Origin of the sequence: Providencia zhijiangensis (assembly GCF_030315915.2) — a bacterium.
GTDB classification, from domain to species: Bacteria; Pseudomonadota; Gammaproteobacteria; order Enterobacterales; family Enterobacteriaceae; genus Providencia; species Providencia zhijiangensis.
On record NZ_CP135990.1, the window covers coordinates 1 to 14638 of the forward strand.

At 44.4% G+C, this 14638-nt stretch carries 10 protein-coding genes; 8 read left to right on the top strand and 2 right to left on the bottom strand.

What is annotated here, in order from left to right; genetic code table 11:
- The 5 genes from dnaA (at position 1) to QS795_RS00025 (ending at position 9276) form a co-directional block, all read left to right on the top strand.
- A complete protein-coding gene (gene dnaA / locus QS795_RS00005) occupies positions 1-1392 on the top strand; it encodes a chromosomal replication initiator protein DnaA (protein WP_181477752.1) in 1392 nt (463 codons plus the stop codon).
- A 5-nt stretch (positions 1393-1397) separates the two neighbouring features.
- Positions 1398-2498 (top strand): DNA polymerase III subunit beta, encoded by a 1101-nt coding sequence (dnaN, locus tag QS795_RS00010; protein WP_132496996.1) that lies wholly within the window; start codon positions 1398-1400, stop codon positions 2496-2498.
- 9 nt (positions 2499-2507) lie between these two features.
- Positions 2508-3602, top strand: a complete 1095-nt coding sequence (gene recF / locus QS795_RS00015) for a DNA replication/repair protein RecF (protein WP_036950667.1) — start codon at positions 2508-2510, stop codon at positions 3600-3602.
- A gap of 18 nt (positions 3603-3620) precedes the next feature.
- A complete protein-coding gene (gene gyrB / locus QS795_RS00020; RefSeq protein ID WP_286271762.1) occupies positions 3621-6035 on the top strand; it encodes a DNA topoisomerase (ATP-hydrolyzing) subunit B in 2415 nt (804 codons plus the stop codon).
- Between the two features lie 253 nt (positions 6036-6288).
- Positions 6289-9276 (top strand): autotransporter domain-containing protein, encoded by a 2988-nt coding sequence (locus QS795_RS00025; protein WP_286271761.1) that lies wholly within the window; start codon positions 6289-6291, stop codon positions 9274-9276.
- Positions 9277-9410: 134 nt separating this feature from the next.
- On the opposite strand, the gene asd is transcribed toward QS795_RS00025, so the two are convergent.
- The gene (gene asd / locus QS795_RS00030; RefSeq protein ID WP_286271758.1) at positions 9411-10517 is read right to left on the bottom strand and encodes an aspartate-semialdehyde dehydrogenase; all 1107 of its coding nucleotides are present in this window, start codon (positions 10515-10517) and stop codon (positions 9411-9413) included.
- Positions 10518-10842: 325 nt separating this feature from the next.
- Here asd and QS795_RS00035 point away from each other — a divergent pair, with 325 nt between their 5' ends.
- Both QS795_RS00035 and yidZ read left to right on the top strand, forming a co-directional pair.
- A complete protein-coding gene (locus QS795_RS00035; RefSeq protein ID WP_286271757.1) occupies positions 10843-12027 on the top strand; it encodes an MdtL family multidrug efflux MFS transporter in 1185 nt (394 codons plus the stop codon).
- Positions 12020-12985, top strand: a complete 966-nt coding sequence (yidZ, locus tag QS795_RS00040; RefSeq protein ID WP_418055358.1) for an HTH-type transcriptional regulator YidZ — start codon at positions 12020-12022, stop codon at positions 12983-12985. The genes QS795_RS00035 and yidZ overlap by 8 nt, the downstream gene beginning before the upstream one ends.
- A gap of 106 nt (positions 12986-13091) precedes the next feature.
- On the opposite strand, the gene ykgO is transcribed toward yidZ, so the two are convergent.
- Positions 13092-13217, bottom strand: a complete 126-nt coding sequence (ykgO, locus tag QS795_RS00045; RefSeq protein WP_006660624.1) for a type B 50S ribosomal protein L36 — start codon at positions 13215-13217, stop codon at positions 13092-13094.
- Between the two features lie 195 nt (positions 13218-13412).
- Between ykgO and nagK the strand changes: the two genes are divergently transcribed.
- Positions 13413-14324 carry an N-acetylglucosamine kinase gene (gene nagK, locus QS795_RS00050; protein WP_154603207.1) on the top strand — a complete coding sequence of 304 codons (912 nt, stop codon included), beginning with the start codon at positions 13413-13415 and terminating at the stop codon, positions 14322-14324.
- Positions 14325-14638 lie beyond the last annotated feature (314 nt).

The following is a 14638-nucleotide window of genomic DNA, read 5'->3' on the forward strand; positions in this document are numbered from 1 at the left end:
GTGTCACTTTCGCTTTGGCAGCAATGTCTTGCCCGATTGCAGGATGAACTACCTGCCACAGAATTCAGTATGTGGATACGCCCTCTTCAAGCTGAATTAAACGATAATACACTGGCCCTGTATGCCCCGAATCGTTTCGTCCTTGATTGGGTGAGAGATAAGTACATCAATAATATCAATGAATTATTGAATGACTTTTGCGGTTCTGATGCCCCTGCTCTACACTTTGAAGTAGGCAACAAACCGATGACCATCGCGCCGGTGAGCCCTCAAGTACGCACTAATAATGAAATGCCTGCGTTCGCCGCACCATCTGCACCAGTAAAACCAAGTTGGGATAACTCAACTAAAGTTCAACCAGACGTGTCATACCGTTCGAATGTGAACCCAAAACACACGTTTGATAACTTCGTTGAAGGTAAATCAAACCAACTGGCTCGTGCGGCAGCGAGGCAAGTTGCTGAAAACCCTGGCGGCGCATATAACCCACTGTTCCTTTATGGTGGAACGGGTTTAGGTAAAACACACTTATTACACGCCGTGGGTAATAGCATTATGCAGCACAAGGCCAACGCCCGCGTGGTCTATATGCATTCTGAACGATTTGTACAAGATATGGTCAAAGCATTGCAGAATAACGCCATTGAAGAATTCAAACGTTATTACCGTTCTGTTGATGCCTTACTGATTGATGATATTCAATTTTTTGCCAACAAAGAGCGTTCACAAGAAGAATTTTTCCATACATTCAACGCCCTGCTTGAAGGCAATCAACAAATTATTTTAACCTCCGACCGTTATCCAAAAGAGATCAACGGCGTGGAAGATAGATTAAAGTCCCGTTTCGGCTGGGGTTTGACCGTTGCGATTGAACCACCCGAGTTAGAAACCCGTGTGGCTATTTTGATGAAAAAAGCCGATGAGAACGAAATCCAACTGCCCGGTGAAGTGGCATTTTTCATCGCAAAACGCTTACGTTCTAATGTGCGTGAGTTAGAAGGTGCATTAAACCGCGTTATTGCTAACGCGAATTTTACCGGTCGCGCTATCACTATCGATTTTGTTCGAGAAGCGTTACGTGACCTATTAGCACTGCAAGAAAAGCTGGTAACTATTGATAATATTCAGAAAACTGTTGCTGAGTACTATAAAATCAAAGTCGCTGATTTACTTTCTAAACGTCGTTCTCGTTCTGTCGCTCGTCCGCGTCAGATGGCAATGGCACTGGCGAAAGAGCTGACAAACCATAGTTTACCTGAAATCGGGGATGCTTTTGGCGGTCGTGACCACACCACTGTGTTGCACGCTTGTCGTAAAATTGAACAATTACGAGAAGAAAGCCATGACATCAAAGAAGATTTTTCAAATCTAATCAGAACATTATCATCTTAATTGCTATGAAATTTATTATAGAACGCGAGCAGTTATTAAAACCGTTACAACAGGTTAGTGGCCCTTTAGGTGGACGTCCAACGTTGCCTATTTTAGGAAACCTTTTACTTCACGTAAAAGAAGGTGCCCTGCAACTGACGGGAACCGACCTAGAAATGGAGATGATGGCCAATGTTCCGCTCACTCGTGAGCATGAAATTGGTGCCACCACGGTGCCTGCGCGCAAGTTTTTTGATATTTGGCGTGGTTTACCGGAAGGTTCTGAAATCCAAGTCGAGCTTAATGATGACCGACTGCTTGTCCGCTCTGGGCGCAGCCGTTTCTCATTATCTACTTTACCTGCTGCTGACTTCCCGAACTTAGATGACTGGCAAAGCGAAGTCGAATTTTCTCTGCCTCAATCCATACTGAAACGTTTAATTGAAGCGACCCAGTTTTCAATGGCACACCAAGACGTTCGTTATTACCTGAACGGCATGCTGTTTGAAACTGAAGGGCAAATGCTGAGAACTGTCTCCACAGATGGTCACCGCCTTGCAGTTTGCTCAATGGATATTGGTCAAGAATTGCCATCACATTCTGTGATCGTACCTCGCAAAGGTGTCATGGAATTGATGCGCCTACTCGATGGCGGCGACGCATTATTGCAGCTACAAATTGGTAGCAACAATATTCGCGCCCATGTTGGCGACTTTATCTTTACCTCTAAACTCGTTGACGGTCGTTTCCCTGACTACCGCCGCGTTCTGCCAAAGAATCCAGATAAAACCTTAGAAGCTCGCTGTGATTTGCTCAAACAAGCTTTCTCACGCGCAGCAATTTTATCTAACGAAAAATTCCGTGGCGTACGCTTATTCTTCAGTGAAAACCAATTACGCATTACGGCGAATAACCCTGAGCAAGAAGAAGCGGAAGAAATTGTTGATGTTAATTACCAAGGTGGTGAGATGGAAATTGGCTTTAACGTCAGTTACATCCTCGACGTCTTGAACGCGCTGAAAAGCGAAAATGTCACACTGTTTTTAACGGATGCCGTTTCTAGCGTACAAATTGAAGACTCAGCAAGCCGCTCTGCGGTATATGTTGTTATGCCAATGCGTTTGTAATCAGTCCGTATGATCCTTTCGCGTTTATTGATCCGCGATTTTCGTAACATAGAAGACGCCGATCTCTCCCTTGCAACTGGGTTCAATTTTTTAATTGGGCCTAATGGGAGTGGCAAAACCAGTGTACTGGAAGCAATTTATACACTTGGACATGGACGGGCCTTTCGCAGCATTCAGGCGAACAGAGTTATCCGTCATGACCAAGAACAATTTATTTTACATGGTAAACTAGGACACTCAGACACCGAACGTAAAACATTGTCGCTGGGTTTGAGTAAAAACCGCGAAGGCGACAGTAAAGTCCGAATTGATGGTACCGACGGGCATAAAATTGCAGAACTCGCAAAGTTATTGCCAATGCAGCTCATTACCCCTGAAGGGTTTACCTTGCTGAACGGCGGTCCAAAATATCGACGTGCGTTTATCGATTGGGGATGCTTTCATAATGAAGCCCTCTTTTTCTCGACGTGGTCGGACTTAAAACGTTTGTTAAAGCAGCGAAATGCGGCTTTACGACAAGTGACTCGTTATGAGCAAATTCGCCATTGGGATCAGCAACTCGCTCCAATTTCCGAACAAATTAGCCAGTGGCGCGGCGAGTATATTGCAGGTATCGCAGAAAATATTGAGCAAACCTGCAAACAATTTTTACCCGAATTTTCACTTTCAGTCTCTTTCCAACGTGGTTGGGACAAAGAAATTGATTATTCAGAACAGTTAGAGCGGCAGTTTGAGCGCGATAGAGCGCTAACCTACACCGCATCGGGGCCACATAAAGCTGACCTGCGAATTCGAGCCAACGGCATTCCCGTTGAAGATATGCTCTCTCGCGGCCAACTGAAATTATTAATGTGTGCACTCAGGTTAGCGCAGGGTGAATATTTCACCCAACAGAGCGGGCAACAATGCCTGTATCTACTGGATGATTTTGCTTCAGAACTTGATTCTGGTCGCCGGCAATTATTAGCGGCTCGACTCAAAGCTACGCAAGCACAAGTGTTTGTAAGTGCTATTACACCGGCGCAAGTCAATGATATGATTGATGCCAACAGTAAGATGTTTAGTGTAGAGCAAGGCAAAATAGAAGTTCAACCTCAGGAATAGAAAGAGCAGGAAACGTTGATGTCGAATACATATGACTCCTCAAGTATCAAGGTATTAAAAGGACTGGATGCGGTGCGTAAGCGCCCGGGCATGTATATCGGTGATACCGACGATGGAACAGGTCTTCATCACATGGTCTTCGAGGTTGTGGATAACGCTATCGATGAAGCCTTAGCAGGTTTCTGTGACGATATCGTCATCACTATCCATGCCGATAACTCCGTCTCTGTCCAAGATGATGGACGTGGTATCCCTACTGGCATCCACGAAGAAGAAGGTGTCTCCGCTGCAGAAGTTATCATGACCGTTCTGCACGCTGGCGGTAAATTTGACGACAACTCCTATAAAGTTTCCGGTGGTTTGCACGGTGTAGGTGTTTCGGTTGTTAACGCCTTATCTGAAAAACTTGAATTAGTGATCCGCCGTGACGGTAAAGTCCACGAACAAGTGTACAAACACGGTGAACCACAAGGTCCTCTGACTGTCGTTGGTGAAACTGACCAGACAGGGACTCGCGTACGTTTCTGGCCAAGCATGGATACCTTCAAAGGTGTCACTGAATTCGAATACGACATTCTGGCAAAACGCTTACGTGAACTTTCATTCTTAAACTCAGGGGTTTCCATCCGTTTAATTGATAAACGTGATGGCAAAGAAGACCATTTCCACTACGAAGGTGGGATCAAGGCCTTCGTTGAGTACCTGAGCCGCAACAAAACCCCAATTCACCCATCCGTATTCTATTTCTCCACTGAGAAAGACGGTATTGGTGTGGAAATATCCATGCAGTGGAACGATGGTTTCCAAGAGAATGTTTACTGCTTTACCAACAACATTCCTCAGCGCGATGGCGGTACCCACTTAGCGGGCTTCCGTGCTGCGATGACCCGTACCCTAAACAACTACATGGAAAAAGAAGGCTACCAGAAGAAAAGCAAAGTCAACGCAACAGGTGACGATGCGCGTGAAGGCTTAATTGCCGTTATTTCTGTGAAAGTGCCAGATCCAAAATTCTCTTCTCAGACCAAAGAAAAACTCGTTTCTTCAGAAGTGAAAACCGCTGTAGAAACCATGATGAACGAGAAGCTGGTTGAGTATTTATTAGAAAATCCAAACGACGCTAAAATCGTTGTGGGCAAAATCATTGATGCTGCGCGTGCCCGTGAAGCTGCACGTAAAGCACGTGAAATGACCCGCCGTAAAGGGGCATTAGATTTAGCAGGCTTGCCGGGTAAACTGGCGGACTGCCAAGAACGTGACCCTGCATTATCTGAATTATACTTAGTGGAAGGGGACTCTGCGGGCGGCTCTGCAAAACAAGGTCGTAACCGTAAGAACCAAGCAATTTTGCCACTGAAAGGTAAAATCCTGAACGTGGAAAAAGCGCGTTTCGATAAAATGCTCTCTTCTCAAGAAGTTGCGACACTGATCACCGCATTAGGCTGTGGTATTGGTCGTGATGAATATAACCCAGACAAACTGCGTTATCACAGCATCATCATCATGACGGATGCCGACGTCGATGGTTCGCACATTCGTACGTTACTGTTGACCTTCTTCTACCGTCAAATGCCAGAAATTGTTGAACGTGGTCATATCTTTATTGCTCAGCCGCCACTGTATAAAGTGAAACGCGGTAAACAAGAGCAATACATTAAGGACGACGAAGCGATGGATGACTATTTGATCTCTATCGCGCTGGATGGCGCTGAGCTGCACTTAAGTGCAGAAGCCCCAGCCATGAAAGGTGAACAACTGGAAAAACTGGTTGTTGAATACAATGCAGCGCACCGTATTATCCGCCGTCTTGAGCGCCTGTACCCACAAGCGCTGCTGAACAGCTTAGTGTATCAATCCACACTGACTGAAGAAGCACTGAAAGATAGTGCGCAAGTTGAAGAGTGGGCGAAAACCTTAGTGGCGCGTTTAGAAGAGAACGAGCAAGCGGGTAGCTCTTACAGCTATATCATTCACGAAAACCGCGAGCGTCAGCTATTCGAACCAACCATTCGTATCCGTACCCATGGTGTTGATAGCGACTACAACCTCGATTTCGACTTCGTTCATGGTAGCGAATACCGCCGTATCACCGAATTAGGTGACATCATCGGTGGATTAATCGAAGAAGGTGCTTATATTCAACGCGGTGAACGTCGCCAGAATATCGACAACTTCGAGCAAGCATTAGATTGGTTAAGCCGTGAATCTCGTCGTGGTTTATCCGTGCAGCGTTATAAAGGCCTTGGTGAAATGAACCCAGAACAACTTTGGGAAACCACCATGAACCCTGAAACTCGCCGTATGATGCGTGTGACGGTCAAAGATGCCATTGCAACTGACCAGCTGTTCACTACCCTGATGGGGGATGCGGTTGAGCCTCGCCGTGCCTTTATCGAAGAGAACGCCTTAAAAGCCGCGAACATCGATATTTAATCGATTTTCCAGCCAAGTCATTGAATAACCCTATACTCCGGTATAGGGTTATTTTTTTATTTAATTTTAATCTTAAGTATCTATTTATTATTAATTCCAATTTAAATTTAATTAAATAACTAAATGAATTTAATTAATAGAATGAAGAATAAAAATAAAGTTTGTCTCATTTTATTTTCTATTTATAGAAAATAAAAAATAGCGCATTAAGATGAAATAGATTTTATCCTCTCTAAAAATCTATAGGTCTATAATGAATAAAATAACTCCCGCGGTATCGCTCGGTCTATTTGCTCTATTTAACACCCAAATTACCTTTGCAAACTCAGATTATATTGATGCCAGTGAACTCATCATTAATCAGCGAAATCAGCGACTTGACGAACTAAGGAATCAGGTAATACCACCATACCCAGCCCCGCAATCTCAAGCAGCGCAATGGGATAAAAACGTTAGCCAGCAGGCAACTCAATTAACAGGAAAACGTAAAAAGAACGCAGAAAAAGACAAAAAAAGTACGCCAGAATATCTTTTTAATATTTACCGAGAATACGTATTTAATCAAAAAGGATTTAATTATAATGATTTTAAAGAAATTAAAGCCTATAAACGTTTAGATAATTTATTCCATTTAGCCACCTTTGCAAATGACCCAATTCAAAATCGAACTCGCTCAATGGATTTTATTCTCAAAGACTATTATTTACGTGGTCGCCCAAATCAAGTACTCGATGATAAAGGTGAATATCTCCCAAACTATGTCGATATTACAGGCTCCTCTTACCCAAGCGGACACACTTGGAATGGATTCAAACAAGCCGCTATCTTTGCCACGATTTATCCAGAAAAAGGCGCTCAATTCTTTGATAGAGCCATAGGCTATGGAGAAAGCCGCGTGATTGTCGGCGCACATTTCCCAACTGACACCATTGCCTCACGGGCAGCCAATTATTATCTTCTCGCCCATTTACTAAAAGAGGATAAAACCGCCAATATACTGATTAGCCAAGCCAAAGAAGTACGCCAAGAGCTAAACAATCAATGCACCATCAGTGATAAGAAATGTAAACCGCCAATAGGCTCTCTCCCCTCTTTTAATGAAAACCTAGGCTATTACGCTAAGCAAAGTGAACAGCCTTCTCCAGCACTTAGCGTTGACCAAATTCCCGCTGATGCTGCGTATTTGCTACGCTCTCGCTTTGCCTATCTTAACAAATCACAGTGGCAGCAGATTATTGCAGGCACCGCTTATCCTACAAACTCTTTAGCAGGCTGGGGCGTTAAGCCGGATCAACCGGAAAGCTATTGGGGACTGATTAACTTATCCAAAGCTTACAAAGGGCCTACGCATTTCGCTGAAGATTGGGTCGTCAATCAACGGGTAACTCAAAACGACGTAGCAAACGTCGGCATTACTGATATTTGGAGCAATGACATCGATGGCAAAGGGCGATTAATCAAACAAGGGGATGGCTCATTAACCTTAGCTGGAATTAACCGTTTTGCAGGGCTTGAAATACAGCAAGGTCGTGTGGTTTTAACGCAAGAAAACCACTTAACAGGCCCCGTCAATGTCAATGGTGGAAAGCTTGAGGTCAAACACATCCTACATGCGCCAGTTGACGTCACCAATGGCACATTACAGCTCAGTCACAGCATCAAAAATACGGTGACATTAAACCAAGGAGCCCGATTTATAGCTTCTGGCACGGTTGATGACTTAGTGGTTAACAGCGGCGCTATCTTAGCCCCTGGAGATAATACTAGAGACCCGACAAGGCATATCAGGGTGAATAACACCGCCATATTCCAGCCCGGCAGTGAATTCCATGTGAGTACTCAAAAAGATGTAATACAGGAATTTGACGCCCTACATGCTGGCGGTACAGTGACCATCAACGGGGGCAAGGTCAACGTGTTCTTCGCTGAAGAATCAGAACCATTCAATGAACGGATACCTAGTCAAGATGAAATTCAGGGTCGATTCCGCACTCAATATGAAATTATTCGCGCCCCCAATATTCAAGGGAAATTTGACAGTATCGAACCTAACTATCTATTTATTGGTACTACATTAAATTATGGTGCAGATCCTCGTTCACCCACGATGCAACGTGTCACACTCAACGTCGGTCGTAGTGGCCTGACTTTTGATGCCTTTGCAAAGACGCCAAACCAAACCGCCATTGCTCACGCCCTTGAAGATCTCCCATTGAATAACACCCTGTATAAACGTTTAATCCTCAGCCAAACCACCGCAGGGGTTAACGATCTTCTTCGAACCTTATCCCCACAAATTCATATTGATACCCTTGCTAGCCAGTTAAATAACCATCGCCAATATCACGGTACGCTGCTGCAACAAACACGCGCATCAGAAAATATCGTCAAAGAGCGTGGCGATAACCGCGGTAACGTCTGGGTAAACGTGCCTTATCATTGGGATAGAACCCAAAGCGACGGCAACGCATCCGGCTTTACCAATAGCAATTATGGGGTGTTCTTAGGAGCAGATAAGCATTTCTTTAATGATGACTTTATCTTTGGAATGAGCACTGGTTTTACCAAAAATTCCGTCTCAGGGGGCGTCGGTCATGGCCATAGTAACAACTATTATTTAGCCGCTTACGGTTCCCTGCAATTGGCACCAATCACCTTACGCGCAGGACTTGGGCACACATGGCACACCATCAAAACGGATAGAACAGTCACCTCATCCATCTATTCCGATCACAATACCGCTGATTATAAAGGCAAAACCAACCACCTGTTTATAGAGGCAGCTTATCCGTGGAAATCGGCATTCATCAATGCCGAGCCGTTTGCCAACTTTGCCTTTACCAATGCAGAAAGCCATGGATTTAGAGAAAAAGGAGAAAAAGCCTCGTTCGTTACAGGTCGCCAATCCCTTGATGCCACCACCACAACGCTGGGATTACGTTTAGATAACCAGTGGAAAGTGGGTAAATCATCCTCAATCGATGTACATGGGGAACTCGGCTGGCAACATCAATATGACAAGCGGGAGCGTGAAATGGCATTTAGATTCGCCCAGCGCGACCTACTTGCGTCACCGCTTAACTATCATGGTGTGAATGCACCGCAAGATGGGATGGCACTCAAGCTAGGATCGAATATTCAGATTACCGACAATACCAAGCTATCCGTGGATTACAGCCAATTTACGGCCAAGGGATATTTAGAAAATAATCTTGATGCCAAATTGTTAGTATCGTTTTAATTCGTTAGTCTCGTTGTAATTCATCAACACCATAATTATCAACACAGTAAGCATCAATACAATAAAGCAAAATGGCACCGGAGCGTTTAATCACTCCGGTGCCATTCCTATTTAGATTCGTTAAGAAAAGCGAACTACAGCAGAATTCTCAACATGCGGCGCAGAGGCTCCGCAGCACCCCATAGCAACTGGTCACCCACAGTAAATGCGGACAGATACTCAGGGCCCATATTCAATTTACGCAGACGCCCTACTGGCGTGCTCAGAGTGCCTGTCACTGCCGCAGGAGTCAATTCACGCATCGTGATTTCACGATCATTTGGCACCACTTTCACCCACTCATTATGGGAAGCCAGCAGTTGCTCCACTTCATTCAGTGGCACATCTTTTTTCAGTTTCAGCGTGAACGCTTGGCTATGGCAGCGTAATGCGCCCACACGAACACATAAGCCATCAACCGGAATAATATTGCTGCCGGTTGCCAGAATTTTGTTGGTTTCCGCCTGCCCTTTCCACTCTTCGCGGCTTTGGCCATTTTCTAACGCTTTATCAATCCACGGGATCAAACTACCCGCTAATGGAACGCCAAACGCGTCCGTTGGCATGGAACCACTGCGCGTAAAGTCAGTCACTTTTTTCTCGATTTCTAAGATAGCCGATGCCGGATTTTGCAGCTCTTTCGCCACTTGCGCATGTAAAGAACCCATTTGTGACAGCAGTTCACGCATATTACGCGCACCCGCACCGGATGCCGCTTGATACGTTGCGACGGAAGCCCACTCAACCAAGTTATTTGCAAACAGGCCGCCCAGTGACATCAGCATTAAACTCACCGTACAGTTACCGCCGACGAAGGTCTTAATGCCTTTATTTAAGCCGTCTTGGATATACTGGTGGTTCACTGGATCTAAAATAATAATCGCATCGTCTTTCATACGCAGTGCAGACGCGGCATCAATCCAGTAGCCTTTCCAGCCTGCTTCACGTAATTTTGGATACACTTCATTAGTATAATCGCCACCTTGGCAGCTAATAATAATATCCAGTGCGCTCAGTGCATCGATATCAAATGCATCTTGCAACGTGCTGCGATGACCACCAAAAACAGGCGCTTCAGCCCCGTGTTGGGAGGTGGTAAAAAAGACCGGGTGAATAACGTTAAAATCCCCTTCTTCTACCATTCTTTGCATCAATACGGAACCGACCATTCCACGCCAGCCAATAAACCCTACATTTTTCATTCTCTTCACCCTGTCTGTTTACATACATCACCCAAAAAATTTCTGCCTTCGACTTTCACTTTACCAATCGAAGCGGGAAATTTTTCGGAAAGATGAAATTCAGAAACCATCAATCAACCGTATTAAACGTGACAAAATATGAACCAGTGTGCAAGTGAATTTCATCACTAATAGCAAGAAGATTAGTAATAACGCTAATAATTAGTAAAAACTTATTGATTGATAATTTCCATTTTGGAAAATACTATTTTCCAATTAATCCATACATTCCATCACTCAACCCAATTAAGATTAGCGGGTTAATCCTCACAAAGTAGCGTATCTCATGACCAAATATGTCCTTTTTAGTTTCTGGATCGTCCTTATCTATCCTTTGGGCGTCGACCTCCATTTAACCGGTATTCCTTATATTGCCGCCGATTTAAATGCCAATGAAAGCCAGCTCCATGTGGCATTTTCTATCTATTTAGCGGGTATGGCATCCACCATGTTAATTGCCGGATGGTGCGCCGATCATATTGGTCGAAAACCAGTCGTTTTAGTTGGTACGATGGTATTTGCCATCGCCTCTGTTATCGCCGGAAATGCCACATCCATCGATACCTTCTTAATAGCACGATTCTTCCAAGGGATTGGTGCAGGCTTTTGTTATGTCGTGACCTTCGCTATTTTGCGTGATGTATTGACGCCGCAGCGACGCACCAAAGTGCTCGCCGCAATGAATGGCGTAACCTGTATTGCGCCCGTGTTAGCGCCTGTCATTGGATTTGCCATTTTACTGATCTACCACTGGTCTGTGATGTTCTACTTTATGGCCGGTTATGCGGTGATCAGTATGCTATTTTGCTTAATCTCAATTAAAGAGACAAAGCCCTCTTCAGCATCACCAACAGAGCAATCGAATACCCAACCAGCCACAGAAGAAAAGTTATTTAGCACCTTCTTTGTCACGCGCTTGATTATTTCCTGCTTCGGCATGGGTGTGATCCTGACTTACGTTAACGTCGCCCCAATTATCTTGATGGAAAACCTCGGTTTCACAACCGGTCAATACTCAACCGCCATGACCTTGTTGGCGATGGTGAGTATGGGAACCTCATTCTTGATGCCAAAACTGATTTCGACATTTAATAGCCGAACCTTACTGAATACCGCGTTAAGTCTATTTTTGGTCAGTGGCGTCCTGCTTTCTATCTATCTGCTGGCACTCCCACATTTGGCGCTGCTGTACATCGTTTTCGCCTTCTGCGGTGTTGGTTTCTCAATGCAGTTCGGCATCATCATGAGCCAAGCGCTATCGCCATTTGCCAAAAAAGCGGGTATTGCCAGTTCTGTATTGGCCATCTCACAATTAAGCTGCGCCTCGGCGTATATTTGGGTGATGGGTGTGATGGGCGTTCCATCAATCAGTATGTTGTTAATTATCTTGCTTGCGGCGGGAATGATTGGCATGGTGTTGCTAAGAGTGCCCACCACGCAAGTCAACCAACAGGTCGCTACATGTGAATAAGCAACTGCATCGATTAGACTTAAATTTACTGGTTATTCTGCAGTATTTGATGGAAGAACGCAGTGTTAGCCTTGCAGCTAAACGCTTGGCAATCACCCCATCTTCGGTCAGTAAATCCTTGGCAAAATTACGCCAATGGTTTGATGACCCCCTATTTATCCGCAGCCCGCAAGGGCTGCTTCCTACCCCACTCATGCTACGCATTGAAAAATCACTGCCTGAGTTTTTAAATCTCTCACACTATATTGCTGAAATTCGTGATACCGAGAAACCCAGCGGGATGACTTTCCGCTTAATGATGGAAGCCCCGTTAAACTTAATCATGCTTCACGATTTATCCCTGAATATCCTCAATCAATACCCAAAATCCGAGGTCATTGTACGAGATTGGGATTATAACTCGCTGGCCGCACTGATTGCGGGGGATGCAGATATCGGGTTAGTCGGTCGTGAAAGTTTTCATTTATCCAGAGAGTCGATAAGCCAACTCCCCGATATTCTAAATTTTGAAGTGTTATTCACCGATAAACCGCTGGCGTTTATCCGCAGTGACCACCCGATTTTGCAAGAAGAATGGACACTAGCGAATTACTTAAAGTACCCGCATATCAGTACTGAATTTGGCAACCGTATTCCGTGGGCGCTCGATGATTTACTGGAAACCATGGGATTACATCGCCAAATCCATTTATCCTTTTCGACCTTTGAACAATCCCTCTTAATGGCGTCTCGCCCCGACCATAACCTGCTCACAAGCTCCCCCGGCTATTGCCAACACTATGTTAATGATTTCAATCTTGATTTAGTCTGCCTTCCTCTTCCTGTTGATGACATTCTCTACCAGCAGCTCGAAATTCCTTTTTTAATGCTGTGGCACAAGCGCAATTCCTATAACTCAAAAACTCTGTGGCTCAGAGAACAGATCAAAAACAGTACGCTTGAATTTGTGAAACCCTGACTTTGTGAAACTTTAAGTTTATAAAACCCTAAAAAAACGCCCTAGCAAGGAGTATGAATTACTAGGGCGAAAGCAAGGATGCGAAGAAACAGAGACTAACGGAATACTAACCTTGTACAGCTTTGAAACGAGGATTGGTTTTACAAATCACGTAGATACGACCACGACGGCGCACAACTTGGCAATCAGGGTGGCGCTGCTTAGCGGTTTTTAATGAACTGAGAACTTTCACGGTAACTCCTAATAACAGTTTAGTGTGAATAAAAAGCAATGTAATGTTATAATATAACAATAAAGGAATTCCAATTATCCCGCAATCATTTTCTGGGAAACTTTTGTATAATTAAGCTATTACTGACTTCCCGTCATTACTTATCAAATAGATACATTTCTATTTAATGAAATAGACCAATTTGAGGAAGATGAAATGTATTACGGCTTTGACATGGGCGGCACCAAAATTGAGCTAGCAGTGTTTGACCAAGCGCTCAATCAAGTGTGGCAAAAACGTGTTCCAACCCCCAAAGATGACTATCTCGCATTGCTCAATGCTTTTCGTGATTTAACAGCTGAAGCGGATGCGCAGTTTAACTGCCAAGGTAAAATTGGTATTGGTGTTCCGGGGATCGTCAATCACTCAGAAGGCGTGGTATTTACGACCAATGTCCCAAGCGCACAATACAAGCCTTTCATTCATGACCTAACCAAGCTGTTAAATCGTCCAGTTAAAGTTGAAAACGATGCCAACTGCTTTGCCCTATCAGAAGCGTGGGATCCTGAATTCAAGCGTTACCCTAGCGTTCTAGGCTTGATTCTGGGCACTGGCGTTGGCGGCGGTTTCGTCATCAACGGTAAGGTTTTATCGGGAAAAAATGGCATTGCAGGGGAAATCGGACACATGAATATGAGTGTTCGTGCTGCAAAATACCTCGGGGAAACCGTCCCTGAAATTGTCTGTGGTTGTGGTCAAACCGCCTGTTTTGAAACCTACCTGTCAGGCCCCGGCTTCGAACGCATCTATGCTGCATTTGCCGGTGAGAAGCGCTCTGCCATCGAGATTATTGAACGTTATCACAACGGTGACATCGCTGCGAAACAGCATGTTGAACGCTATATGATGGTGCTGGCGATGTTTATGGGGCAAGTTATCACCGTCTTTGATCCTGACTTAGTGGTGATTGGTGGCGGTCTGTCGCAATTTGATGAGATTTATCGCCTATTACCGGAAATAGTACCTCAATATCTTTATGGCATTGCGAAAATGCCAGCTATCGAAAAAGCCCGTTACGGAGCCTCTGGCGGCGCCCGTGGCGCTGCATTTTTGAATCTCGTCGACTAATTTTCCGCACATTATTATTTCCGCATATTGTTCCACAATCGCATCTCTACTCTTTCGACTTATCGAGAGTAGAGATGACCAATACCTCAAAATTACCAAAATATAATTGAGAATGGTTATCATCTTTGTTAGATTTAATTAAATTGACTAATAATCAATAAGTTGAACCTATTTTTCTTTTTCAGATTAACTACAGAAAATTAACCATAGAAATCAGCGAGATAATCTAGAAACTAGACTTGTCCTATATTGTTCATTTGAAAAGCGCTTATGATAGATTCAGTTCTGCTCATTTTTTGATAGGTGAGTAATAA

Coding starts and splice junctions, on each gene's coding strand:
- dnaN (WP_132496996.1), top strand. CDS start 1,398: ATGAAATTTATTATAGAACGCGAGCAGTTATTAAAACCGTTACAACAG.
- recF (WP_036950667.1), top strand. CDS start 2,508: ATGATCCTTTCGCGTTTATTGATCCGCGATTTTCGTAACATAGAAGAC.
- nagK (WP_154603207.1), top strand. CDS start 13,413: ATGTATTACGGCTTTGACATGGGCGGCACCAAAATTGAGCTAGCAGTG.
- gyrB (WP_286271762.1), top strand. CDS start 3,621: ATGTCGAATACATATGACTCCTCAAGTATCAAGGTATTAAAAGGACTG.
- QS795_RS00035 (WP_286271757.1), top strand. CDS start 10,843: ATGACCAAATATGTCCTTTTTAGTTTCTGGATCGTCCTTATCTATCCT.
- asd (WP_286271758.1), bottom strand. CDS start 10,517: ATGAAAAATGTAGGGTTTATTGGCTGGCGTGGAATGGTCGGTTCCGTA.
- QS795_RS00025 (WP_286271761.1), top strand. CDS start 6,289: ATGAATAAAATAACTCCCGCGGTATCGCTCGGTCTATTTGCTCTATTT.